Origin of the sequence: Gemella haemolysans (genome assembly GCF_028308085.1) — a bacterium.
GTDB classification, from domain to species: Bacteria; Bacillota; Bacilli; order Staphylococcales; family Gemellaceae; genus Gemella; species Gemella haemolysans_D.
This window is the reverse complement of record NZ_JAQMFS010000029.1, coordinates 1-26,760: the sequence shown is the minus strand read 5'-3', so window position 1 is coordinate 26,760 and position 26,760 is coordinate 1. Positions and strand designations below refer to the sequence as shown.

Below are 26,760 nucleotides of genomic sequence, written 5' to 3'. Positions count from 1 at the left end.
TTTTTATTAGTCAAGTTTGTATTTCAGTAATTCTAAAAATTAAGGTTAAATTTTTAGATACTTTATTTTAATATCTGAGTTTATGTAAATTTATCCTTTCAGTTTACAATGCACTTCTCATCTAGTATAATAATATGGACGATTAAATAACTAGGAGGTAATTTGAATTTATAATTATAGCGCCCGAACTAAGTTCTAAAGGTTAAATTGAGCTTAGTTGACGAGGAAAAAAGTTATCGAAAATTCGGCGGATGCTTTTTCGGAACCAGAGAGTTTCGTTAGATAATGTACAATGGGGTGTACCTTTGTATCTTTAGGAACGTAGTGACGACAAGATACTTAGGTACAGCGTATGCAACAGCAACTTAGTTTTTAAGGAAGAATGACGACAAAAACTTTAGTTGCCACTGCTGGGGTAGATCTTACTATTTCTAGGAACAAAGAGACGACGAAATAGTTACAGTGGCTACTAACAAAATATTTCGTCATTTCATTCCTTATATTTTGAGTAGCTGTTGTCTAAGTTACTCGATAAGGTTTCTTATCATCTTTTTGATTCAAGAAACCTAACGATTAACTCATAGATATATCGTATGCAACAGCAACTTGGTTTTTAAGGAAGAATGACGTAAAAAAACCACCCTTCAAAATCATTATCCTCTCTCTATTTGGCTCATAATACTTTCTTTCAGGTTAACATAAACTAAGTGGAGTATAATATTTTTGAGTGAATATAATTTTCATAGTACTTTCTATGAAACGACAATTAAATTAAATAAAGAAAAAAGCGAGGAATTTTTAATATGTGTGGAATTGTAGGATTTGTTGGAGAAGCAAATGGAGTTAAATTTTTAATCGATGGACTTAGCAGTCTTGAGTACCGTGGATACGACTCAGCTGGTATTGCTGGGGTTGTTAACGGAGAAGCTAGCGTTACTAAGTCTGTAGGTCGTATTAAAAACCTAGAAGCCTTAATACCTGAAGGTCTTCACCTAGAATTAGGTATCGGTCATACTCGTTGGGCTACTCACGGTGGAGTTAACACAACTAACTCTCACCCACATCAAAGCTTCAACAAACGTTTTATTTTAGTTCACAATGGAGTTATCGAAAACTTCCAAGAACTTAAAGATAGATTTTTCAAAGGTGTAGAACTTGTTTCTGAAACTGATACTGAAGTTATCGTTCAATTAGTACAAGTTTATAGCGATCGTGGTCTTGATACTAAAGAAGCTTTCAAAAAAGCTGTATCTAAATTACAAGGATCTTATGCACTTTGTTTAATCGACACAGAAGATAAAGATACATTATATGTAGCAAAAAACAAAAGTCCACTTCTTATTGGACTAGGAGAAGAAAATAAAAACTATGTTGGTAGTGATGCTTTAGCAATGATTAAGTACACTAACAACTTCTTAGAAATCAACGATGGTGAAATTGTTATCGTGAAAAAAGATAGCGTAACTATCGAAGATAAAGAAGGTAATATCGTAGAGCGTGAAAGTTTCTCAACTAACTTAAACGCTGGAGAAATTGATAAAGGTATCCACGAGCATTACATGATTAAAGAGATTCATGAACAAGTAGGAGCTATGCGTAACATCATCTCTCACTACTTCGATGGACATGATGTAAATATTGACAGCGAAATTATTAACAACGTAAAAGATGCGGATAGACTATACATCATCGGATGTGGTACAAGTTATAACGCTGGTTTAGTAGGAAGAAACTACTTCGAAAAATGGGCTGGTATCCCAACAGAAGTACACCTAGCATCAGAATTTGCTTACAACGTACCATTATTATCTAAAAAACCAATGTTTATCTTCCTTTCTCAATCAGGAGAAACAGCTGACCTTCGTGCAGTATTAACAAAATTACGTAGTGTAAATGAAGATTATAAATTCTTAGTACTTACTAACGTTGATGCTTCAACTCTATCTCGTGAATGTGACTATACATTATTACTTCACGCAGGTGTTGAAATTGCGGTTGCTTCTACTAAAGCATATACTGCTCAAATCGCAACACTAAGTATACTAGCTTACGAAGTAGCTAAACAACTTTCAAGACAGCCTAAATTTGATATTGAGCAAGAGTTATCAGTAATTACTTCAGCAATCGAATCAATCTTAGATGATACAAAAACTATCAAAGACTTAGCTAAAAACTTATTCACTGAACGTAATGCATTCTATATCGGACGTGGAATTGACTACTATAGTGCATGTGAAGCAGCTTTAAAACTTAAAGAAGTTTCATATATTCAAACAGAAGGATTTGCCGGAGGAGAATTAAAACACGGTACAATCGCTCTTATAGAAGAAAGAACACCAGTAGTGGCTCTTATTACAAGCGCTAAACTAGACTTAAATACACGTAGTAACGTAAGTGAAGTAGCTAGCCGTGGAGCTAATACTCTAATCATTACATTAGAAAAATTAGCTCGTAAAGGTGATTATGCTATTCCTAACGTAAATGAAGATCTTGCTCCAATCGCAAGTATCGTTGTTACACAATTATTCGCATACTATGCAGCTTATACTAAAGGTTTAGATGTGGATAAACCACGTAACTTAGCTAAATCAGTAACAGTAGAATAATAAATAATTTAAGTAGTACTTGACCCAAAAGTCCTAAATTTTAACAAAGTGTCTATGAGAATTCATAGACGCAGTGGTTTATTGATATCTAAATTCGCTTTATAAAAGCTTTTTAGATATCTAATAAACTTTGCGGGGGTGACTCGACAAAATCGATTTCTACGAAATCACGATTTTTGAGTCACTCCCTACTTTTATCTATCTATAAAAAGTTAAGCCTTTTCTCTTTACAAACTTTAGTCTTAGGTTTATAATAAATCTATAGTAAATAATTAAATTATCTTCGGGGCAGGGTGAAATTCCCGACCGGCGGTTAAAGTCCGCGAGCGCAAGCTGATTTGGTGAAATTCCAAAACCGACAGTACAGTCTGGATGATAGAAGATATAGAATTAATAAACTTGCACATATAACCTTACTACATATGTATATTTGTCATACAGTGTGTTGTGCGATGTTTATTTTTCATACCTTTCAGTCCCGCTTTAAATTTTTTAAAGTGGTGTTTTTTATATCTAATACAGATTTTAAAGACGCCTTTTTAAAAATTATATTGCGGTTATTTTTTGCCTATGAAGATAGGAAAGAGGATTTAATATGTACAAAAAAAATGTTCATTCACTTGTTTTAAGTGGAATGCTTGCAGTTATTGCTCTACTTCTATCTTTTTTTAGTTTTGCTGTGCCATTCTTGCCACCATTTCTAAAATTTGATTTCACGTTTATCCCGCTATTCATGGCGTTGTTATTATTAGGTTATAAAGATGCACTTTTAGTGTCATTCTTAAAAAACTTCCTACACTTCGCATTATTATCACATGAACCTATCGGATCAATCGCTAATATCGTTGTAGAATTTACTTTCATTAGCATTATCGTATTCTTCTACAAAAAAGGTACTACAAAAACAATCATCGGTGGTATCTTAGGTACTTTAGCTATTACATTATTCATGTCATTACTTAACTACTTCGTGTTACTTCCAGCATATGGATATATCATGAATTTAGCTGATATCGTAACTAATGTGAAAACTATTGTAACTGCTGGTATTATTCCATTCAACCTATTAAAAGGTGCTTTAATAACATTCTTATTCTTCGTTACTAAGAGTGTTTATAGATCAATACCAACAAGTATTCGCAGTCGTTTTGCATAAAAATAAAACTAAATAATTAATTTAACCATGAAAAATTCCTCCATTACACTCACCTTACTGTAATGGAGGATTCCTTTTTTATTATTTCCTAGGGAATATTTTATTTCAAAATTATTATTACACCCTACAACTATCTTATTCACTCAATAGTTTATCTAATTTTTCTGAGTGAGCTACTTCTTCTACATTAGTGTCTTTTTCATCGAGTACCGTATCAATATTTAATTTTTCATCATTATTAACTATTAATCTAGCATAAATTTTTTCTCCAACACTTCTTATACTCTCATAATCAATCTTATAATCTTTTATTTTCGACTTTGCAGTAAATGCCAATTTATCTTTTTCTAATATTATTTTTTCATAAAAACCACGAGCATCTGCAGTTTTTACGACTCTAATTATTTCTTTGTACTTAGGATTATTTTTCATATAAATAACTCCACCTACAGCAGCCATAAATGTTATTGCTCCTAATATTTTTTTTCTCACTTAAACACATCCTCCTTTTTACAACTACCAATCGGAGATTTTAAAACTCTCTTATTAGTGCACTTTTTAGTTATCTTATATATTATAACTTTTCTAAGGTTTTTGCAATAGTTTTTTTATGATTTCTTGTACTTTATACATTGCTTCCTTTTACCATCAATCTCGCCATAATTTCTTCACAAATATAACAGTCTAAGCAATTTAAGTTTAATTAATATGATATTGTAATTGATAATAATTTCTGTAACAATATAAAAACACGTGTGTTTTAGTACAAAAAGTGGTATAATCGTATATAACTATACAATTATGAGAGGTTAAATAATGAAAAAAGCTATTTTAGTTATGACATATGGAACACCTGAGGATTATACATTTGAAGGCGTAGCTAAATTTTTTACGAATATTAGAAGAGGAGTTCGTCCTAACGATGATGAAATCAACTTATTATTAAAAAACTATCTTCGCATCGAAGGTTCTCCCCTTCAAGAAATAACACTTAAAGAAGTTAATTTGTTAAAAGAAGCTGTACGAGATGAATATCAAGTATACTTCGCAAATAAATTCTCTTCTCCATATATCCCGGATGTAATTTCAAAAATGGAAGAAGATGATATTGAAGAATGTATTTGTTTAATTTTAGAACCTCATTATTCATTCTATTCTATTATGGGATATGAAAGATTTATTAAGAGTGATAAAATCAAATTTAATATAATAAAATCGTGGTATAAAGAAGAAAAATTAATTGAATTTTGGGCTAATGAAATCAAAAAAATTATCGATACAGAAGTTAAAAATGATAGCTTTAAAGTTATCTTTTCTGCACATAGTGTACCTGAGATTGCTTTGAAATATAACGACCCTTATGTTGACCAAATCTTCGATATGACTAAGATTATAGCAGAGAAAATAGGACTTGATAAAGATAACTATACAAACACATGGCAAAGCGAGAGTGATATCGGTATGCCATGGATTAAACCTGATGTTCTAGAATATTTAAGAGATCAAAAAGAGCATCCAAATCACTATATATTTGTACCTCTTAGTTTTATAAGTGAACATATTGAAGTTCTTTTTGATAATGATGTTGAATGTCGTGAACTTTGCGAAGAATTTGGTGTAGCATATCATAGACCACCAATGCCAAACTACGACTCTCGTTTAATAGAAGCTCTAGTTTCTACAATTAATGATAATAAAGATAATCCTTTTATCTATCATAATCCAGAACAAACAACATTTAACGAGATGGATAAAGAAAAAGCAGAAATGCCTGATTTCGTTAAGAAAATGCTTGCCAATAAAAAAGATGGTGAAAAACCTGAAATGCCCGACTTCGTTAAAAAAATGCTGGCTAACAAAAAAGACGGCGAAAAACCTGAAATGCCTGACTTCGTTAAAAAAATACTAGCCAATAAAGAAACAAGTCGTAAGGATAAAATTTTCAATTTCATTAAAAGTATATTCAGCAAAAAATAATATTTTATAAATAAATACAAAAAAAAGATATAACTCTGTTACTACTAGCTAGTAATAGAGTTATTTTTTACATAAAAAATATAAACAAAATCGTCTATATCTTCTATAAATCAAATTAATAAATATATTAATTTTTTATCAATTTTTATATATTTTGTTGTATATTTTTTAGTTTACATATAAATAACACTGTAATAACAATTATCACTTATCTTAATATAATTAAATTTTATTATATAATTAATTTATAGTTACCGTTTTTTGTGTTATAATAAAAGTGAAAATTAAAGGAGGAGTAAATTTATGAAAAGAAATAAAATAACTTTAGCTTTATCGAGCATATTACTTTCTGTATCTTTAGTAGGTTGCAGTAGTGGCGATGGTCTTAACCGTTCTGCGAAAGACGGAAAAGAAAACGAGGTAGAAAAAGCTGCCATCAAACTTGTTAAAGCCACAAAAACTGGGGATTATAATTTAATAAGCGCTGATGAATTGAAAAAATCTATCGACAACAAAGAAGATATGATTTTAATCAACACTATTCCTTCCGATCGCTTTGAAAAAACAAAAATCAAAGGTGCTGTAAATGCTGGCTTACCTAAAGAAATGAAAGATTTAAAACCAGAAGAAAAAGAAACATTCTTAAAAACTTTAGGTACTGATAAAGATAAAAAAATTGTTATCTACTGTGGATTTGTTTCTTGTGAAAGAAGTCATGTTGGGGCAACATTAGCTAAAGAAGCAGGATATAAAAATGTCTATAGATTTCCGGGCGGAATTGCCGCATGGTTAGATGCTGGAAATAGCATTGATAAATAACATTATCTCTTGCATCTGTGGATAATTATGAGGATTTACCTCACTTTTGCAATATAAATTAATATTTGTGGATAATTATGAGGATTTATCTACGAATACTCTAATTAAATAATATTTTAATTGTTATATTGTTGAAACAACCCCTTATTTATTTTTCAACAGATCAATCAACATTCCAAATTTTTATCCAAAATTAACAATTTCGCCCAATAAAGAGGTAGCTGATTTCAGCTACCTCTTTATTTTATTTTTTTCTATTAAATTTAAATATTTCTCTTTTAAATAAAGGAACATTATCAAAATACTCTCCCTTATAGAAAGGGTGACATTTCAAAAGTCTCTTTATAGTTAAGTATGTTCCAAGAAAAAAGCCAAATCTCTTATAACTTTCCATCGCATAGCTCGAACATGTCGGTGAAAATCTACATGTTGGTCTTGTGTAACGAGATATATACCTTCTATACAATTTTATTAAAAATATACATAACTTCGCCATTAAAAGCACTCCTTTCTGCTTTATTTTAACAATTCACTAGATTAATTTCAACTTATTACTACATAAATACAACAATTATATTCGATAATGATTATCATTTATAATTTTTCACCTCGGAAAACATTGTCAAATCAACCTTTATTTTAGATAATAATTCTCAATAACTATTATAAGTCTATAAACTTTACATCACGTATTCATGGTGCTATAATTTAAGCATAAATTACAAAATATAAAGGAGAGAATTTAATATGACACGTACAACAGAACTAAACAAACTTGTAGCAAATTTAACAGTATTATACACAAAATTACACAGCTTCCACTGGTATGTAAAAGGACGTAACTTCTACACACTACACGAAGTATTTGAAAATTACTATAATTACACGACTGAATCTTTAGATGAGGTTGCGGAAAGATTATTAGCAATTGGAGGTCGCCCAGTTTCTACACTTAAAGGTGCTTTAGAAATCGCAACTATTAAAGAAGCAACTGAACAAGAAACAACTTCTGAAATGGTTGCAGCTGTATTCCACGATTTCGAACTATTAATCAACGACTTAACTCACCTTATGGAAGTAGCTGAAGAAGAAGGAGATCAAGGTACTTCTGACTTAGCACTAGGTCTAAAAACTCAATTAGAAAAAAATGTTTGGATGTTACGTGCTTACTTAGCAGACTAATAACATATCTAAAAGAAAGCTATCCACCACTTTATTGTGATGGATAGCTTTTTTTATACCTATCTATGAACTTTGTCCTTTTCTATTTAAAATATTCAAGTTTATAGCATCTACATAATAGTTACTCACCTGTCCATCCTTATCACTTATCTCAACATTCCAAGTCGGTATTAATACTTGATTTTCTGTTTGCGAAATATAAGTATAATATCCTAAAGTTGTACGAACTCTACAATTTTTTGGAATCAAGTCTTCATGATACAGCCTGTTTATAGCTTGATTAGATGTAACTAAGGTTTCGTTTTTATCTTTTCTTATGTTAGAAACTCCTGTTAGAGTAAACCGCTTGATATCTCCATTACTTTCAACTTCAAAAACTATTCTAGCATTTTTATTTGAAAATACTCTGAAACTATCAATCTGTTGTTCATAAATAACCTCATTTTTATTAGAATTATAACTAGAGAATACATAATTTGCACTCAACTTCAATTTTTCAAGTAAAAATGAGTCTAATTCAGCTCTATAACTGCCTTTATTAACATTACTTATAGCATTTTCTGAACTAACCTTTAGAGTTGATGTTTTATCTACATTTTCAACTTCAATCTTCAATCCATTTTCTTCTTTTTTATAATCTTTCAAATCCGAAATAGTTACATTAACATAACCTAGATTATCACGTTTTGTGGCGTTTTCTTCGACAGTTATATTATCATTTTTCATAGATCGTTCTATTATTTCTTTTTCTTGAACTATTTCAGTTTTATTCTTTTGAACTGTATAGACATAAAAAGTTAATAAGACTGCATTTAAAGCGACAAATAGGTAAATAAATAATGTTTTCATCTTGCCCCAATTCATAGTCTCTCTCCCTTGTCTATTTTTTCTTTTAGTTTTTTGAAACTCATATATCTGTCATTGTACTTCACATACCATGTAGGAGTATAACTGAAACTGTTTCTTTCTTTATTGTAAGTTTTATCATATCCTAAAACTATATCACCTATTTCTTTTAGGTTAACCCTCTCATAAAGATAGTTTATCACGTATTCTGTTTTTTCTACAGAATACAATTCTGCTTCTTTCGATGAAAGGTAAGTCTTAGTCAATTTCTTCGGTGAGGTCAGTTTATATATTCCACTACTGTTATCTTCTGATATTATATCAGCAAAACCATCTTTACTAAAAGCTATAGAGTCCTTGTACGCTTCTTGGAAAATACTAATTCCATCTAAAGCTGTTGTTAGTTGGTAATTAGTATCTCCAACATAACCTAACTCTAAGAAACTAATAGTATTATTTATAGCAATAGTAGCTCCTACTTCACGTCCACCTTCATTAGATGGATTTGTATATACCAGTCTATTATTTATAGATCTTAATATTCCATATCCATCAGTTACTTCATCTTCATTACTAATTCTAAGATTATCTTTTTTCTCAAAAATATCCCTCGCCAGCTTATTTAAATTGACATCTTCAGCGCTATATTCATCAATAACATTATCTTCATCGCCTTCTTTTAGATATATAAATTTGTTATTCAAACTATATTTCGCATAATTTTGCTTTTTCTCATTGAATTTACTATTTATCTTCTCATATATATCTTGTTTCAAAGTAATTTGAAGATAGTTTTTATCATCTTTTTTATATAGATAAATCATATTAGGTCTATCTTTTAATATAACTATAGTATCAAACTCTAAACTTACGTTTGAATTGTCCTCAGAAAAGAATAACGGTTTAAGCAGCGCTGAGTCTAAAGTAACTTGATAATTTATCAATATTTTTTCAACGTTATTAGTCGTAATATCTTCTATGTTACGGTTTCTCACCCTAGATTCCGTGCTCTCACTATCTGAAAGAAGAGACAGTAACTCTTTTAATACTTTCTTCTCCTTGACTCCTTCTACGCTAGCTACTTTTGTTATTGTATTTTGAATTACAGCTTCTTCCCTTGTTCCTTCATGGTTTTTCACCACACTATCAGGTATAAGGAAATTCAGAAGATTATTTTTGTTTGAATCAACTGTTTTCTGAGTAGATCTTTTCGTAAAAATTTCGTAATCTGGTTGATAAGTAATAATAAGATAAGATAAAGTTAAACTTAGTAAAACAAGTATACCTAAAACAACTGATTTTACAGTTTCCTTTTTTCTATTTCTCATATTACTCACCTCTATAACCATTCGTCATCTATTTGTTCACAAGGTAATGTTACAAAAATTATGCTTCCATAACCTTCTCTACTTTGTGCCCAAATGCGTCCTTTATGAGCTTCTACTATAGTCTTAGCTAGAGCTAATCCTAAACCAGTTCCACCCATACTTCTTTGTCTACTTTTATCAACTCGATAAAATCTATTAAAAATTTTATCTATATGTACTAAAGGTATTCCTACCCCTTCATCTTTTATAGAAATACTCACCCTATTATGGTGATAATTCTGTCTAACTCTTATAGTGATATTCTTACCATTTGGAGAATATTTTATTGCGTTATTAACAATATTGTCAAACACCTGTGTAAGTTTGTCTTGGTCTCCTTCAACAAATATCGGCGTTTTAGAAATATGTTTTATAAAATTCTTTTCTGGATGTGTTAGTGCAAATCTATCTGTGATCTGCTCAAGCATTTTATTTATATCGATGAACTCTTTTTCATAATGCTCTTCTTTAATATCCATTTTCCCAAGTTGCATAAGTTCATTTACCATTCTTATCATACGAGTAGTTTCTTTATGAATAGTATCGATAAACTGAGGAGCCAGTTCCTTATCTTCTAATACACCTTCTTCTAATGCTTCGATATAACTGTTCATCGTAGTTAGAGGTGTACGAAGTTCATGAGATACAGTTGATACGAATTCACGACGTTCTTTTTCTTGACGCTCTTGATCTGTTACGTCATAAAGAACAATAATATATCCTTCTAGCTCAGTTGACATCTGAGTTAAATCTTCTTTATCTTCTTTTTCTATCTTAGAGATTTCTGCTCGTAATAGTAATTCATCACTATCATTAGACGCATTAACAAGAAGGCTATCCTCAGCTTCTAATATTTCCTCAATACTTTCATATTCTGTAATATCAAGAATTTTTAGAACATCTTTTCCAATGAAAATTTCATCATCACGTCCACCTAACATATCCTCAGCACTTGTATTTATAAGGATTATTCTACCGTTATTATCAGTTGCAATAATTCCATCCATCATACTCTCGATAATAGTCGCAAGCTTCCTACGTTCTGTCTCCGTTACAGCCTGCTCTTCTTCGATTCTCCTAGAAATCCGGTTAAATACTTTAGCAAGATCACCGATTTCATCATCTGTATCTATACCAACTACAGTACCATAATTTCCTAAAGCCATCTTCTTAACCTGAGAACTCATTTTTTCAATAGAACTCGTTACGGTTTTAGAAGCGACAAACCCTATTACAGTAGTAATTAATATCGATAATATAGTACCTACTATAAAGATTCTCGAAATACTATTTACCTCTTGATAAACACTTTCTATATCTGCCATAAGTGATATTACACCAATAACTTCATTATCTTTTTTTACAGGACTCACATAAATCCATACACGCTTATTACTATCAGCATTATACTGAATTTGTTTAGTACTCTCACCCGTTTTTATAACTTGACTAACAAGTGGATCAAAAGATCTTTTAGCAAGATAGTCATCATTTCCATTTTTTGATGAACTCGCTAAAATTTTCGAATTATTATCAATAACATTTACAAGTAGTAATTTCTGGATATTAAATTCACTAACTAGTTTTACTATTCCACTTTTTGAATCTCGATTATTGCTTGTAGAATCTTGATTAGCGTTATTCTCTGAATCAGTTGACTCTTCACCCTTCTTCATATTAACCTTATCAAGTTCCTCTCGAATATGGTAATTCAATATCTTTTCTTGTTCGATAATATTTTGTTCAAATGTGTTTATATTACTGTTTCTTAGTTGTGTTGTAAAGAATAATCCGATTAGTTGTAACGAAATTATGTTAACTAATACATATACTATTACGAACTTAGTTCGGATTGATGAAAAGAATCTTTTCTTAAATTTCTTACCGAAAAAACTCATTACTCTTCACCTATAAAGTAACCAACACCACGACGTGTCATTATATATTCTGGTTGCGATGAATCATCTTCTACTTTTTCACGTAATCTTCTCACAGTCACGTCAACTGTTCTAACATCTCCGAAGTAGTCATAACCCCATACTGTTTGCAGTAAGTTCTCACGTGTTAAAACTTGACCACGGTGTTGAGCAAGGTAATAAAATAAGTCAAATTCTCTACGCGTTAAATCTATTTCTTCTCCATTTTTCTTAATAACATAAGCCTCTGGATAGATTACAATATCCTTAATTACAAGGTCACTACCACTCTTCTCTTCTACAACTTCTTCTTGTTGCTTAGTAACACGACGTAAGTTTACCTTAACCCTAGCCATAAGCTCACGTGTTGAGAAGGGTTTAGTTACGTAATCATCAGCTCCGAATTCTAATCCTAGAACCTTATCTATTTCACTATTTTTTGCTGTTAGCATAATTATTGGAATATTCTTTTTAGCACGTACTTCTCTACATACTTCCATTCCATCTTTTTTCGGCAACATCAAATCTAATAGAATCAAATCAGGGCTTTCGCTAAAAGCAAGCTCCACCGCTTTTTCTCCATCATTAGCAACTATTACATCGTAGCCTTCTTTTTTTAAATTAAAATCTAGTATATTAGCAATCGGTTCTTCATCATCGACTACTAGTATTTTATATTCTGCCATCATCTTCCTCCTTAGATTCATACTAAGTTTTATTATATATTCTTACTAATTTGCAAGAATGCATATAGCTATCTATATTATATCATTTTTCTTTAATAAGTTACAACTTTAAGCAAGCGATTAACACTCTATCACTTACGAGAAAACATAAAGTTTTTATAACAACTTATAAAATATATGCACCTGCCACTATACATACATAAAAAACTCCTCATCTGACAAAAACGTCAGACAAGGAATCTATTATTGTTTTTCTTTGTCTTTCTCTATATTTTTTAATATAGCTTTTATGAAAAATTCGAAGTTAACATTGTATGGATTCTTATTCAAATTAGAGATTACAGTATCACTAGTAAGAAGCACATTTAATTGTTTTTCTAACTCTACTATCCGTTCTTCAGAAAAATTACTTAATATACCTATCTCTGCCAAACCAAAATCTTTATATTCTGAAGATAAATATCCGTCTTGATTTTCTTCTCCTTCAAAAGAACTTCCAAATGATTTATTATATATATCTAAAAAGCTCTTAATCCCGTGCATTCCCGCTTCTTTAACTATAATTTCATCACCCACATAATAACCAATAGAAAGTAACTCAGCTATACGCGTAAATACATCATACTCCGAAACAATTCTCTTAACAGAACCTGTAAAAGTAGCTTTCTTAATAGCGATTTTCTTCATATTTCTAAGATACTTTTTCATACGTTTAGCGTACAATTCTCCATCAACTTCTTTATCCATAAAAATATCTATACCACCAATTAGATATATAGGTGCAGCATTAAATACTACACTCTCTTTCACATCGTACTCAATTGCAACTCGTTGCGCAATACTTCCACCTAAAGAATGACCAGTTAGTATGATATCATTACCATATTTTTTCTTCATTCTTGTGTAAAATCTGTAACACGGCGTTAAGTGTTCCCCTTGACCTAAACAAATCCCTACAACATCAGCATACATATCTTTTTGTCTATCAAAGTAGAAATTCGTACCTGTATAAGATAAAATATAATTCCCTTCTACAGTATTTTCAAACAAAGTTCCGCTACTTCCAGTTTTTCCATCATAAAAACTACATATATAGTTTAACTCTGTCGGAAAATTGTTCACTGTTTTTTGAAGATTTATATACTCGCGTATCACTCTTTTGGGAACTTTGATTTTATCCATCGCTTCTATATGGTACACTATAAATGATGCATAACTTGATACTTCAAACAATCTATCCATTACTATTTCTATCCATCCTCGCAATATTTCTTAATAAGTATTTTATCATAAACAATTAATTTTTTCTTATTTTTACGTTGTAAATAGTACTTTCTCAGGTTAAGTTTTCAATTTATTTTGATTTTTTTAAAAACAAAATCATAATTGATTATGATTTTCAATTAGCTATTTAAATCGATAATTATTTTTGATATAATAATTATATAGATTTAATAAATACGGAATCAACTTACAGGATAATTATTTACATATCCTAAGTAGGAGGCTAAATTATGAAAATTTTACTTGCTTATTCTAGCAAAACAAAAAATACTAAAAAAGTAGCCGAGGCTATCTATGAACAGATAAAAGATCAAGGGGAAGTAGATTTACTCGACATAAAAAAACAACGAAAAAAGCTAGAGAAAGAATACGACTTTTATATTTTAGGAGCATGGACGGATAAAACAAATGCTAATAAAAATATGCAACGTTTTGTAGATCAACAAGAGATACATGGAAAAGATGTCGCTCTATTCTTAACTTGCGGTGTTCCTCGTGAACATTATCACGCTGATGATTCTATTAACAATTACATCGCATTTATGAAAGAAAGAAACAATAGAATCCACGAAACATTTGTTTGCCAAGGTAAAGTTGATCCGAAGGTTATGATAGTTTTCAAAATCCTTACTTGGCATGACCCAAACTTTATTCATAAGGTTACACCGGATCTTGTCGATATGGTTAAAGAATCTAAAAAACATCCAGATCCAAAAGACTTAAAAGATGCACAAATTTGCTTTAAAAATTTATTAGAACATAAAATTGCTCACGCAACAGTATAAACAATATAACCTAAAGGGTAGTTATCCTCTATCAGAGAAATAACTGCCTTTTTTACATATCTTTTATAATAATTGTTTTTTTCTCTATAAATATAATTTTTTAAACATTCCTCTTTTAAAATAGCGAACTATTTTTTTCGTTAATTAGGATTTTTATGGTATATATTAACTAAATTATTTTAATTAATATATATATCTTTATAAGGTTACATAATATTCTCATTATTCCATGAAAACTTAACATTACAGTGATTTATCAAATATAAAATTCACTTAACAGTTATAATCTCTATCTCCATTATATATAATATACTCTAATATTAAATATAATAATTTCACTATTACTATAAAATATTTTGACTTTTAGTATATAAGGTTGTAAAATATCTTAAGTGATATGAAACCATATCATCAAATTCAATATAATGGAATTTCGCCGACGAAATTTCTTAGGAGGAATTATGATAAAAAAAGAATTTAGTAGCCTTTTAAAGAGTAAAGGGTTAAAAGCTACCATGGCTACCGTTCTTCTAGTTCCTGTTTTATATTCAGGAACCTTCCTAAAATCCGTTTGGAATCCATATGACAACACCGGAAATATGAAAGTCGGGGTTGTTAATCTAGACCAAAAAGTAGATTTTAATGGAAAAACTCTAGAAGTTGGGAATTCAATGGTCGATAAATTAAAAGAAAATAAAAAAGTAAATTGGCAATTCGTCGATAAAGATACAGCTGATAAAGAACTACGCGAAGGAGACTACTATATGGTAGTTACAATTCCACAGAACTTTTCTAAAAATGCTACATCTTTATCAAACGATAATCCAGAAAAAATGAATATCGACTTTACTACCAATTTTACGAAAAGTAAAAATGGTGAGAAAATCATGGAAACTGTAGCAAGTAACCTAACAAACACAGTTAAGGATCAAGTTGTAAAAACTTATACAGCTACTTTATACGGTAAATTTTCTGAGATTGGAGAGTCTCTTCATAAAGCAGCCGATGCTTCGAATACACTAAACAACGGACTTGGAAGACTTAGTGAAGGCGGACAAAAACTTGGCAGTGGTATTAACCAACTTACTGATGGTTCTGGTCGACTTTCTAATGGACTTAGTCGCCTTAGCGATGGAGGGCAAAGACTTAGCAGTGGCATTAACCAACTTGCTGACGGTTCTGGTCGACTTTCTAATGGACTAACTCGTCTCAGCGATGGCGGTCTAAGACTTAGCAGTGGTATTAACCAACTATCTGAAGGATCATGGAGACTGACTGCTGGACTTTATCGTCTTAGCAATGGCAGCGCTAAACTCGGCAACGGAATTAACGAACTTGCTGACGGTTCTAAACGTCTAACTGATGGACTAACTCGTCTTAACGATGGGGGAGCTAAACTTGGTAATGGAATCAATGAACTTTCTAATGGTTCTAAACGTCTAACTGATGGACTTTCTCGCCTTAGCGATGGCGGGTCTAAACTTGGTAATGGAATCAATGAACTTTCTAATGGTTCTAAACGTCTAACTGATGGACTTTCTCGCCTTAGCGATGGGGGACAAAGACTTAACAATGGAGTTAACGAACTTTCTAACGGTTCTAAACGTCTAACTGATGGACTTTCTCGCCTTAGCGATGGCGGGTCTAAACTTGGTAATGGAATCAATGAACTTTCTAGTGGTTCTAAACGTCTAACCGATGGGCTTTCTCGCCTTAGTGAAGGTGGACAAAGACTTAACAATGGAGTTAACGAACTTTCTGATGGTTCTAAACGTCTAACTGACGGACTTTCTCGCCTTAGTGAAGGTGGAGCTAAACTTGGTGATGGAGTATCTCAATTACAAAGTGGAGCTGGAAGATTATCAGAAGGTCTAAGTTCATTAAACGATAAAAAAGACGCATTAATCTCTGGTGTAAACGAACTAACTGAAGGTTCTAATAAACTTACTGTCGGTTTCGATACATTCAAAGCTAAAAGTATTATGCTTACTTCTGGTTTCAATTCTCTATATAACGGAAGCAAAGAATTCCAAGCTGGACTTTTAAAATATACTAACGGCGTTCTTACACTTAATGAAAAATTACTAGCTAAAAAAGAAGATTTAGAAAAACTTAATGCCGGAAGTACTACATTAAACAATGGAATCGATAGATTATCAGACGGTATTTCACAAATCAACTCTGGACTTGCAGCTAAAAAAGATGATCTTAATAGACTTACTGCAGGTGGGGCTGCATTAGGTGATGGGGTAGCTAAACTTTCTGAAAGTACTCCAAAACTTGTAGATGGAGCTGATAAGCTAAACACAGGATTAAACGCATTAAACGCCAACTTACCAAGCGACAGTGATTTGGCCGCTAAAAAATCTAATCTAAACTCAACATTAGATAAACTAAAAGGATTAAAACTTACTTATAGAACACACTTCAATCCTCTTAACAGTGCTTTTGCAGAATTAGGTTCTCAACTGGAATCTATAAAAACTCTTGTAGATCGTATAGAAACACAATCTACTACGACTACTACAACTACAGCAGCACCTGCTCCAACTCCTGCAGCTACTAATTTCGCAAACTTGGAGCAAACATTATCATCAATGCAATTAACACCTGAGCAAAAAGCAAGTATCCTTGCCGCAGCTCGTAACGATGTTGCTGCTACACCAGCACCTGTTGCTCAACCAACTACTACTGTTCAAAATAGCAGCAGTAACAACAATAGCCAGATTAAAGCTGAACTTTCTTCAGCAGTCTCTAGCGCAAACTCAAAATATTCAAGTATGAAATATCGTGTAGGAAGATTAAATTACATCCAAACTCAACTTGATAAATTCGATGTAAATACACTTTCTTCTGAACTTGAGGGAACAATTAGTGGTTTTTCTAGCATTAAAGACGCTGTCGGTAAACTTTCTGCTGGTAGTGGTCAATTAAAAGCTGGTTTAACTATAATGAACGAAAAAACACCTACCCTTATGGCAGGATTCAATCAATATAAAGGTGGAGTAGATGCTACTGTATCTTCTCTAACAACAGGGGACTTAGCAAACGGACTTAACCAACTTGCTAATGCAACTCCAAAACTTAAAGATGGAGTAACAAACTACACTAACGGTGTAAGCGCCCTTACTACATCAATGACTACAGGTGAACTAGCACAAGGTGTTGGAACACTTGCAGCTAAAGGTTCAGAACTACAAGCTGGATTCGATAAATTAGGTGGTGGTATCAGTATAATGCACGAGAAACTTCCTGAGTTAGCTGGTGGTATTGATGCTTTAGTTAATGGAAATGCAAAAATTAATGCAGGGCTTAACAAACTTCAAGCTAAACTTCCGGAATTAAGCATCGGTATTAAAGAACTTGATAACGGTGGTAAAAAATTATATCAAGGACTAACAGATATGAAAGCTAAAGCTCCGGAATTAATTAACGGACTTAACAGTGCAAAAGTTGGGTCTGAGAAACTTTCTAACGGACTAGCTGCTATGCAAGCTAAAGCTCCGGAATTAATCAATGGGGTTAACGCTGCTAAAGAAGGTTCTGAAAAACTTTCTAACGGATTAGCTGCTATGCAGGCTAAAGCTCCGGAATTAATTAACGGAGTGAACGCTGCTAAAGAAGGTTCACAAAAACTTTCTAACGGACTAGCTGCTATGCAAGCTAAAGCTCCCGAATTAATTAACGGAGTGAACGCTGCTAAAGAAGGTTCACAAAAACTTTCTAACGGATTAGCTGCTATGCAAGCTAAAGCTCCCGAATTAATTAATGGAGTTAATACTGCTAAAGAAGGTTCTGAAAAACTTTCTAATGGTTTAGCTGCTATGCAAGCTAAAGCTCCGGAACTGCTTAACGGACTTAGCAGTGCTAAAGTCGGTTCTGAAAAACTTTCTGGCGCTCTTACAATAATGCAAGCTAAGGCTCCGGAATTAATAGGCGGAGTTAACACTGCGAAAGTTGGTTCTGAAAAACTTTCTAACGGATTAGCTGCTATGCAAGCTAAAGCTCCGGAATTAATTAATGGAGTTAATAACGCCAAAGATGGAGCTAACAAACTTCACGGTGGACTTACTTCTATGCAGGCTAAAGCTCCGGAACTACTTAACGGACTTAACACTGCTAAAGCGGGATCTGATAAACTTTACAGTGCTCTTACAATAATGCAAGCTAAAGCTCCTGAGTTAATCGCAGGATTAGATAAAGCTAAAGACGGATCTGGTTTATTAGCAGATAAACTTTTTAGTGGAGCTGATAGAATTACTGCAGCTAAAACTGGAGATAAAAACGTAGACATGATGTCTAACCCAATCAAAACTAATATTAGCGACATCTCAGAAGAAACTAGCTACGGTAACGCAATGGCACCATTCTTCTTAGTATTTGGACTACTAATCGCAGCTGCGGCATTTAACATCTTATTCCCAGCTCGTAAAGCAGAATACGGAGAGTCAACAAACAGTCTATTCACTTCAAGACTTGCAGCAATGTCTACATTCGCAGCATTAGCTACACTTATCGAAGTTGTAGTGATGAAATTATTATTCGACTTTAGAATACAAAACTTCGGAATGTACTTCTTCGGATTAATACTTTCAGGTATCGTGTTTATGATAATAACACACTTCTTATCATACACGTTCGGAAAAGTTGGTAATGCTATTAGTATCGGATTTGTAGCTTTACAATTCGTTCTAACTACACCACTATTCCCTAAAGAAATGTTACCATCTCTATACAGTGGATTAATTCCGTTCACACCTGTTTACTACGGTGACATGGCAGTTCGCCACGCTGTTCTTGGTGGTTTAACTGATGGAATTTACAACAACTCTATATTAATCCTAGTTGTTTTAGGAATAATATTCTTAACTCTTACTTACATCTCTTACAACAACAAGAATAATAAAGCTATTGTGAATTCAGCAAAATAATAAACAAAAAATTCTAAGTAACATCGATATTTGTTACTTAGAATTTTTTTGTATGGGAGTGACTCAAAAATCGTGATTTCGGAGAAATCGATTCGGAGAAATCGATTTTGTCGAGTCACCCCCGCACAGTTTATTAGATATCTAAAAAGCTTTTATAAAGCGAATTTAGATACCAATAAACCACTGCGTCTATGAGTTATCATATACACTTTTTTAAAATTTAGGACTTTTGGGGCAACCCCGTGTGTTCAACTATCCATTATCCATAATTAATTCTATTATTTATAGATTGATTCTCTAAAGTCATCTGTAGTACGTAGGTACGCATTATAGATTTTTTGTTTTAATAAGTGAACCCAACTTGGCGATACATAGCTTGTTGCACGATCAATATTAGTAATATCTTTCGCTACCGCTTCATCAATCATTCGTTGCATCTGTGCGGCACTCGTTATAGTTACTTCTTTTGTACTCTTAGCATCACCTAATTCATATTGAATTGTTATTGGTTTTAATCTGTCTTGTTTAGCTATACGCTCATTAAACATCGCCTTTTTGAAATCAGCCCACGATTTATATTGGTTATTAAATACCTTACTTAATACTAAATCATCAGTTACTAAGCCGACATCTTTTCTTAACCAATCCGAGTACGCTACACTACCTTTTTGTTTAGCTTCTTCTGCATATTTATTCGATACATATGGAATAAATCCATTTTGATATCCTTTTTCAGCTAGAAGCTCATAAGCAGTTTTTCTAAACATAATATCCCCAGGAGCACCTTTTGAGTTACTTAGCCCTGCGTAAATAGGAGAGAACATACTTACCACATGGTATCCATTTCTTACGTATTGACTATTATCTCTATACGCACGACGATTAATAATATTATTATCTATTAATGATTCTAAAGAAGTTAACTTCGCTACTTCCTCATTCGTCAACGGACGAACAGAGTTTCCTGCGTGAGTATCTTTTTTATACTTACTATCTTTTACGTAGAAGTTTTCAATTTTTCTATACCATTTTTTCTTAACATCATTCGATTTAGATACTACAGCTTTAGCTTCCATTGCATCTAATGTGTATAGAACATCATACATTCCATGAACATATTCTTGAAGATCTGCTGCAGATTTATATCGTTCTGTCGGATTATAAGCATGTAACCTTGTAAGAGAATCTTTATCCCCTTTGTATAGCGTATTTAACACTATAGCATCTTTTTCTAAGCTGTCTGCAGATTGTAATAATCCTAGCGCGTATAATTCAGCTCCTAAACCTTCTCTACGACCATTGCCTTCGAAGTAAATATGCCCATCAGAGTTATGAGTCATCTCATGAGTGTAAACTGATGTTCCATATTTATCTAATAATCTATCACTTACGTAATGTACTTCGTAACCGGTAGCATAGGCTCCTGCTGCTGGACTATTTCCATACCATTTTCCTGCTGGTCCAAAGAAATTATAAATAGAATCTATATTCTTATCTGTGGCTGTCGCCCAATAACTTCTTCCTTGCGTATCTTTCATCGCAAATCCATCAATAATTGGAACTGAACGGAATAATCTTTCTTTATATTCAGAAGATAACAAGTTATACCAGATATCATAATGATCTCTTTCCCATTTAGCAGCTTGATCAACTTTTCCATGAACATACTGACGTAATGCATCTCCAGAAAGCACACTACCATCTACAGTATCTCTATAGCGTTCATAACCACCAAATGATAATGTAGACATATTCGAAATAACATACACACTTTCTTCTGGTAGTGTTAATAGTGGTAATAACATTCCTCGATACTTCCATGTAGGAGATGATATTCTATCATACACACCTAATGAATATTTACTGTCTACTGCCGCTTCTTCTTGTTTTTTACGAACTTCTGGAATATCTGATTTAGTCTCTACTATATAAGCTTTAGTATTATTTTTAAACCACTCGTTATTTGTTTTATTAGGTAATAATAATTTACGATAAGCTTCTACGAAGTCAAATACTGTGTCTTCTCCTTTTAACGGAGCAAGTAGACTTCCATATAGTCCCATATTATTTCCACCACGTAAGTTTTCCAACTCACTATTTCCTAGTGAAATAAGTGTATCTAATGTAGAAGTTGCATTATTACCATTGAAGTCGAATTTATACGTAGATAAATCTTTCGTATTCATATCATCATAATTGATATTATACCAACGATTCATATAAGTAAGACCTAATAACAACGCTTCTTTATTGTTTTTAATTTTCTCACTTACATACTCAACTACACCATTACCCATAGTATTCACAGATTTATCCATAGCAAGGATTTTTCTTAAGTGTTCAGAAATATTAGCTTTAACTTGTTCAAACTCTCTATCTAAGTATAAATTATCTATAGCCGCATTATCTGTAACACCAAGAACCTGTTTCATAGCTTCTGAATTGTAAGTCACACCTTGTAAATCAGGTAATACATTATTAATTATCTTCGTATAATCAGATACAAAGGCTTCTGGAGTAAAGATATATTCTTTTCCTGCAACATTATATTCCAACACTTGATTATTTTCGAAACTTCCTTTGAAAGTAACATCTAAATACGCAACAGTATTATCTTTATAATGAAGCATTAGCCTATTAATAGTATTTTTAGCTCCATTAATATCAGTTACTACATTGTTACCATTCATTGGTACAACATCAAGTAATTCTGTAGTATACAATTTATCTGTTTTATCTACCTTATTACCGTAATTTACAACTAATTCTTTATTGTAGAACGGCATTAGTTTTTCGATATTATTATAAGCTACTTTTCTATCTGCTTGAGCTTTACTTAATTTCGTATAATCTACAGTTCGAATATTAGTTTTTAAGAATTCTCCTGTATCTTCAAGAGTCGTAGTTATTCCATAAGTAGCTACTCTCTGGTCTGCTTGCTCTTTAGTTAATTTAGTCGCGTACTTATCGTCTTTTTTATTATTAACAGAAGTTCCAGCATTTACTATATCAGCTCCGTCGTACTGATCTCCAGTAATAGCATAACCATAACCAACATTCATATTGCTGACTACATTGTTAATACGTCCATCTTTCCAAGTAGAACCTACGATTCCTCCGATTCTTGAATAGTTATTACCATTTATTATTTTACCAGATGTGACAGAGTTGTTTATCAACGCTCCACCATCAACTTTACCTGCAATACCTCCGGCATTTTGGTTACTATTACGCGCTGCAGTAGAAATCTGGGCATCTACTTTCGCTCTATCAATTACAGATTCATATCCTGAAATATTACCAACGATTCCACCTGCATAATTTGCACTAGTATTAGCATGGTTCGCTACGATAGCTCCTGTGAATGAGCTGTTTTCTATTACAGTATTAGATGCACTAACTACTAATCCTGCCACAGATTTTCTACCAGCAATCTTACCTTCAACAGAAACGTTACTAATAGTAGCTTTATTCGCAGTCTTCGCTAAAGCTGCCGCATTTTCTCTACTATCTACATCAACATTCTTAAGATCTAAATCACTTACCGTAGCATTATTTAATGTTTCAAATAAAGGTTTTTTAAGATCATAAATCGCATAAGATTTAGTTCCATCAGAACCGATTAACTTACCTGTGAATGCTCCTGTTAAGTAACTTGTCTTATTATTAGGTAAACCTACTTCATCAGCAGTCATATCTGAAGCTAACTTAAAGACACCTGCCATATTACCTTGCATAGCAGTTACAAGACTATTGAACGATGTATAAACTCCATCTTGTTCAGCTTTAGTTTTAGCTACATTGAATGAATAATTATCTTTATACCCTTCTAATCCTTCTTCAACTAGTTGATCTACAGCTGCTGTTACTTTATAATTCCCATCTGCATTTTCCGTAATAGATTGAACAGGTAGATACATTTCTTTAAATCTATCCGATTTAACTTTTGCAAAATAATTCGTTGTATCTTTTGGTACTTCACTTAAACTTAGATATCTACGGTAACGACCATTTTCTTTTCCGTATAATTCTACAGAATCGATATCTTTAATTTCTAGTTTTTTATAATCTAAATTAAAGTTCTTAGTTGAAGCTTCCGTACTATATTCGTCAAAATCTCCTAGGTTATAAGTTAACTTAGTTTTCAATGTGTATGGAGTATAGTAATCTAATCCTTTAATCACTTGTTCCTTGTTAGTATTTTCGATATCAACTTCTTTTACAAGCTTATCACCATTGAAAATTTGAGCTTTCGCAGAAACATAAGCCCAAGTAGGATCTGTTAAGTTATAACTTACAGTTATTGACTTCTTACTTTCATCTTTTATTAAATTAGTAATTTCTACTGTAGGTTTTCTCTTAACAAGTGTTCCTAACTTCACAATTTGTTTTACAGGATCTACTTGCGTACGTGATAACTCTTTAGTCGCTTCAACTTTTCCATTCACCAGATAATCCTCATACTCAATCGTGCGAACTCCATCTCGACCTTGTTGTTCGATTCTACGACGATTTTTCAGAAGCATAGGATCTAAGATTTCCTCGGTTTCATAAGGTAGAGTTTCTTTTTCTGTACGATGCTTAGTTACAAGATCTAGCGCAGGTCGTTCTTCTACAGCAGGTTCTAGTTTTGCACTACCTGTAAACTCTGGAAGAGTTGGTTGCACTAACGCTTCTCCTTCATGTCCTTCTTCTTGTGTTCCTTTTGTCGTTATCACTTCTGAGTATTCTGGAAGAGTTGGTTGCACCAACGCTTCTCCTTCATGTCCTTCTTCTTGCGTTCCTTTTGTCGCTACTGGACCGGTATATTCTGGAAGAGATGGTTGTACTAACGCTTCCCCTTCACGACCTTCTTCTTGCGTTCCTTTTGTCTCTAACGGAAGAGTATATTCTGGTACTTCATGCACCAAGTCTTTCACCTCTTCTCCTCCTGAAGACGCTACTGGACCTGTATATTCTGGAAGTTCAGGCTGCACTAATGCTTCTCCTTCATGTCCTTCCTCTTGTGTGCCTTTTGTTTCTAACGGAAGAGTGTACTCTGGTACTTCATTTACCAATGCTTTTACTTCATCTCCTCCAGTCGATACCACTGGTTTTTCTACTTGAACAGGTTGTGTTGGCTGTGTTGGAGTATGTTCTACAGTTGGTTGCTCTGGTTTAGTTTGAGGTTGTTCTGATGTTGTTGCAGGTTGTGTTTGAACTGATTTTTCTACATTAGCCGGTTGTGTTGGTTGTACTGGAGTAGGTTTTACAGTTGGTTGAACAGGTTTAGCCTGCGGTTGCTCTACTTTGACAGGTTCTGTATAAGTCGGTTTCTCAACAGTCTTCGCCGGTTGTGTTTTTTCAATTTGTTTTTGCGGTTTAACTGTTTCTTTAGGCTCTTGACCCATTTGAACTACTGGTTGTGTTGGTTGTACTGGTTTAACTTTAGGCTGCTCAACAGTATTCGTCGGTTGTACTGGTTTAGCTTTAGGTTGCTCAATAGTATTTATTGGTTGTACTGGCTTTGTTGAGTGTGTTTGTTGTTGTGATTGAACCGGTTTTTTAACATCCTTTTTCTCTTGAGAATTATTTTCTAACGATTTCATCTCAGAAACTTCAAATTTTAAATCTTCACTTGTGAAGTATCCCATATACTTATAACCAGGAATATCAATAACTTGTTTTTCTAAGTCTATATTTCCATTAACATCAGTTAACTTATTGTATTGCACTAAAGCTTTACTTTCTAAAGCAAAAGTTTGATATGGAACTATGACACTTTGTCCCAGTGCTCCTATTAAGACTACACTTAAGACTTTGTTTCTATATTTTTTACTAATTAATAGCACTGCAAGAAATGCTGTACCTACTCCTAATCCTGCCATAGGAAGGGTGTTATTCCCTGTGTTAGGTAGTATCTCTGTTTTAGATGTGTCCTTAACTATTTTTTCATATACTAGATAATATGTATCCTCATTTTTGTATTCTTTCGGAATACTCTCTTTTATTAAATTTTTCTCATTTTCATTCAATTCAGTTTTTTCTACATATTTAAAATTAACATCGGCGGCAGACACCTCTTGCCTAGGTAAATAACTTCCGAACATTAATGCTCCAACAACTATCGGAGCTACACCGAATGATAATTTTCTAATAGAATATTTTAATATCTTATTATTTACATTAATATTTTTCCTCAATAAAATCATCCCCCATTTACTTTTTAAACAAGACTTTTTGGTTGTATACTTTACGTATATTTATTATTTTATCAAAATAAATTGTTATATTCAAGGCATCTGATATATAAAAATTTAGCTCCTTTTTTATAACAGAATAGTATTATTTATTCATTATAGATTTTCTATAAAATATATAATGATTTAAGAAAATGAATTATACCGAACAATTAATCTCTATTTTTCTACATCCTTAATCACAATCCCCTATATATGATCTAATATTAAAGTACAAAAAGATACCCTAAAGTCAGAATAAATAATCTAACTTTAAGGCATCTTTATTTATATACTTTTTATAGTTAAGTTTTTCAACCTATTATTTTTCTTTACGTCTTCTTGCAGCCGCAGCTAATCCAAGAATAGCTAATCCTAATCCTGCTAATCCAGTATTAGTTTCTGTTGCTCCTGTGTTTGCTAAACGTTTTGGTTGAGCTTTTGGTGCAACTTTTTCTACTGGTTTAGTTACTTTTCTGAAGATGTGACGTACATTTCCATTTTCATCAACAACTGTTCTTACGAACTCGTATCCTGGGATCTTACCTGATTCTAAAGTTCCTTTCTCTGTTGGTTTTAATGGGTTTCCGTTTTCATCTGTCCAGATTGTAGTTCTGTTTTCAGCTGGAATACGTGGTGAAACTTTCTTGAAGATGTGTTGTACATTTCCATCTTTATCAACTTCAGTCTTAACTAATTCATATCCTGGGATTGACCCTGGATCTTTAGTTCCTTCTTCAGTTGGTTTTAATGGGTTTCCATTTTCATCTACCCATGTTGTAGATTTTTCTACTACAGGAGTTGGTGTTGGAGCTGGAGTTGTAACTTTCTCGTATACGTGCTCGATGTCTCCGTTTGGAAGTTTCTTAGTCTCTACGAAGCGGTATCCTGGAATATCTTTCTTCGGTTGATCTCCATCTTCTGTTGGGTAGTTTGGAATTTCGTTTCCATCTTTATCTTTGTGACTAGTTTTAACTTTTTCGTATA

General features: G+C 32.5%; 16 protein-coding genes and 1 riboswitch. Of the genes, 7 read left to right on the top strand and 9 right to left on the bottom strand.

The window, feature by feature from the left end; genetic code table 11:
- Positions 1–803: 803 nt before the first annotated feature.
- Together glmS and PNO30_RS02545 are read left to right on the top strand one after the other, a co-directional pair.
- The gene (gene glmS, locus PNO30_RS02550) at positions 804–2,606 is read left to right on the top strand and encodes a glutamine--fructose-6-phosphate transaminase (isomerizing) (protein ID WP_271987053.1); all 1,803 of its coding nucleotides are present in this window, start codon (positions 804–806) and stop codon (positions 2,604–2,606) included.
- 275 nt (positions 2,607–2,881) lie between these two features.
- Positions 2,882–2,994, top strand: a riboswitch (FMN riboswitch).
- Positions 2,995–3,201: 207 nt separating this feature from the next.
- Positions 3,202–3,762, top strand: a complete 561-nt coding sequence (locus PNO30_RS02545) for an ECF transporter S component (RefSeq protein ID WP_271987052.1) — start codon at positions 3,202–3,204, stop codon at positions 3,760–3,762.
- A gap of 135 nt (positions 3,763–3,897) precedes the next feature.
- Here PNO30_RS02545 and PNO30_RS02540 read toward each other — a convergent pair whose 3' ends face one another.
- Complete coding sequence (locus tag PNO30_RS02540) at positions 3,898–4,254, bottom strand: DUF1310 family protein (RefSeq protein WP_271966057.1); 357 nt, start codon at positions 4,252–4,254, stop codon at positions 3,898–3,900.
- Positions 4,255–4,578: 324 nt separating this feature from the next.
- Here PNO30_RS02540 and hemH point away from each other — a divergent pair, with 324 nt between their 5' ends.
- The gene (gene hemH, locus PNO30_RS02535; RefSeq protein ID WP_271987051.1) at positions 4,579–5,739 is read left to right on the top strand and encodes a ferrochelatase; all 1,161 of its coding nucleotides are present in this window, start codon (positions 4,579–4,581) and stop codon (positions 5,737–5,739) included.
- A gap of 303 nt (positions 5,740–6,042) precedes the next feature.
- Positions 6,043–6,558: a rhodanese-like domain-containing protein gene (locus tag PNO30_RS02530; protein WP_271987050.1), complete on the top strand. Its 516-nt coding sequence runs from the start codon at positions 6,043–6,045 to the stop codon at positions 6,556–6,558.
- 244 nt (positions 6,559–6,802) lie between these two features.
- On the opposite strand, the gene yidD is transcribed toward PNO30_RS02530, so the two are convergent.
- Positions 6,803–7,054 (bottom strand): membrane protein insertion efficiency factor YidD, encoded by a 252-nt coding sequence (yidD, locus tag PNO30_RS02525; RefSeq protein ID WP_003147487.1) that lies wholly within the window; start codon positions 7,052–7,054, stop codon positions 6,803–6,805.
- 251 nt (positions 7,055–7,305) lie between these two features.
- Between yidD and PNO30_RS02520 the strand changes: the two genes are divergently transcribed.
- Positions 7,306–7,740 (top strand): Dps family protein, encoded by a 435-nt coding sequence (locus PNO30_RS02520; protein ID WP_271987048.1) that lies wholly within the window; start codon positions 7,306–7,308, stop codon positions 7,738–7,740.
- 63 nt (positions 7,741–7,803) lie between these two features.
- Here the strand turns inward: PNO30_RS02520 and yycI are convergent, their stop codons facing one another.
- From yycI to PNO30_RS02495, 5 genes are all read right to left on the bottom strand, one after another.
- Positions 7,804–8,604 (bottom strand): two-component system regulatory protein YycI, encoded by an 801-nt coding sequence (gene yycI / locus PNO30_RS02515; protein WP_271987047.1) that lies wholly within the window; start codon positions 8,602–8,604, stop codon positions 7,804–7,806.
- Positions 8,601–9,914 (bottom strand): two-component system activity regulator YycH, encoded by a 1,314-nt coding sequence (yycH, locus tag PNO30_RS02510; RefSeq protein ID WP_271987046.1) that lies wholly within the window; start codon positions 9,912–9,914, stop codon positions 8,601–8,603. Before yycH ends, yycI begins: the two co-directional genes overlap by 4 nt.
- An 11-nt stretch (positions 9,915–9,925) precedes the next feature.
- Complete coding sequence (locus PNO30_RS02505) at positions 9,926–11,851, bottom strand: ATP-binding protein (RefSeq protein ID WP_271987045.1); 1,926 nt, start codon at positions 11,849–11,851, stop codon at positions 9,926–9,928.
- On the bottom strand, positions 11,851–12,555 hold the full coding sequence (gene yycF / locus PNO30_RS02500) for a response regulator YycF (RefSeq protein ID WP_271987044.1): 705 nt from the start codon (positions 12,553–12,555) through the stop codon (positions 11,851–11,853). Before yycF ends, PNO30_RS02505 begins: the two co-directional genes overlap by 1 nt.
- 243 nt (positions 12,556–12,798) lie before the next feature.
- Positions 12,799–13,797, bottom strand: coding sequence for a hypothetical protein (locus PNO30_RS02495; RefSeq protein WP_271987043.1), 999 nt, complete (start codon positions 13,795–13,797; stop codon positions 12,799–12,801).
- A gap of 272 nt (positions 13,798–14,069) precedes the next feature.
- Here PNO30_RS02495 and PNO30_RS02490 point away from each other — a divergent pair, with 272 nt between their 5' ends.
- Positions 14,070–14,624 carry a flavodoxin family protein gene (locus PNO30_RS02490; RefSeq protein ID WP_271987042.1) on the top strand — a complete coding sequence of 185 codons (555 nt, stop codon included), beginning with the start codon at positions 14,070–14,072 and terminating at the stop codon, positions 14,622–14,624.
- 461 nt (positions 14,625–15,085) lie between these two features.
- The gene (locus tag PNO30_RS02485) at positions 15,086–19,555 is read left to right on the top strand and encodes a YhgE/Pip domain-containing protein (protein ID WP_271987040.1); all 4,470 of its coding nucleotides are present in this window, start codon (positions 15,086–15,088) and stop codon (positions 19,553–19,555) included.
- Positions 19,556–19,833: 278 nt separating this feature from the next.
- Here PNO30_RS02485 and PNO30_RS02480 read toward each other — a convergent pair whose 3' ends face one another.
- Together PNO30_RS02480 and PNO30_RS02475 are read right to left on the bottom strand one after the other, a co-directional pair.
- A complete protein-coding gene (locus PNO30_RS02480; protein WP_271987039.1) occupies positions 19,834–25,746 on the bottom strand; it encodes a ZmpA/ZmpB/ZmpC family metallo-endopeptidase in 5,913 nt (1,970 codons plus the stop codon).
- Positions 25,747–26,095: 349 nt separating this feature from the next.
- On the bottom strand, positions 26,096–26,760 hold a 665-nt coding region (locus PNO30_RS02475), incomplete at its 5' end, for a MucBP domain-containing protein (protein WP_271987038.1).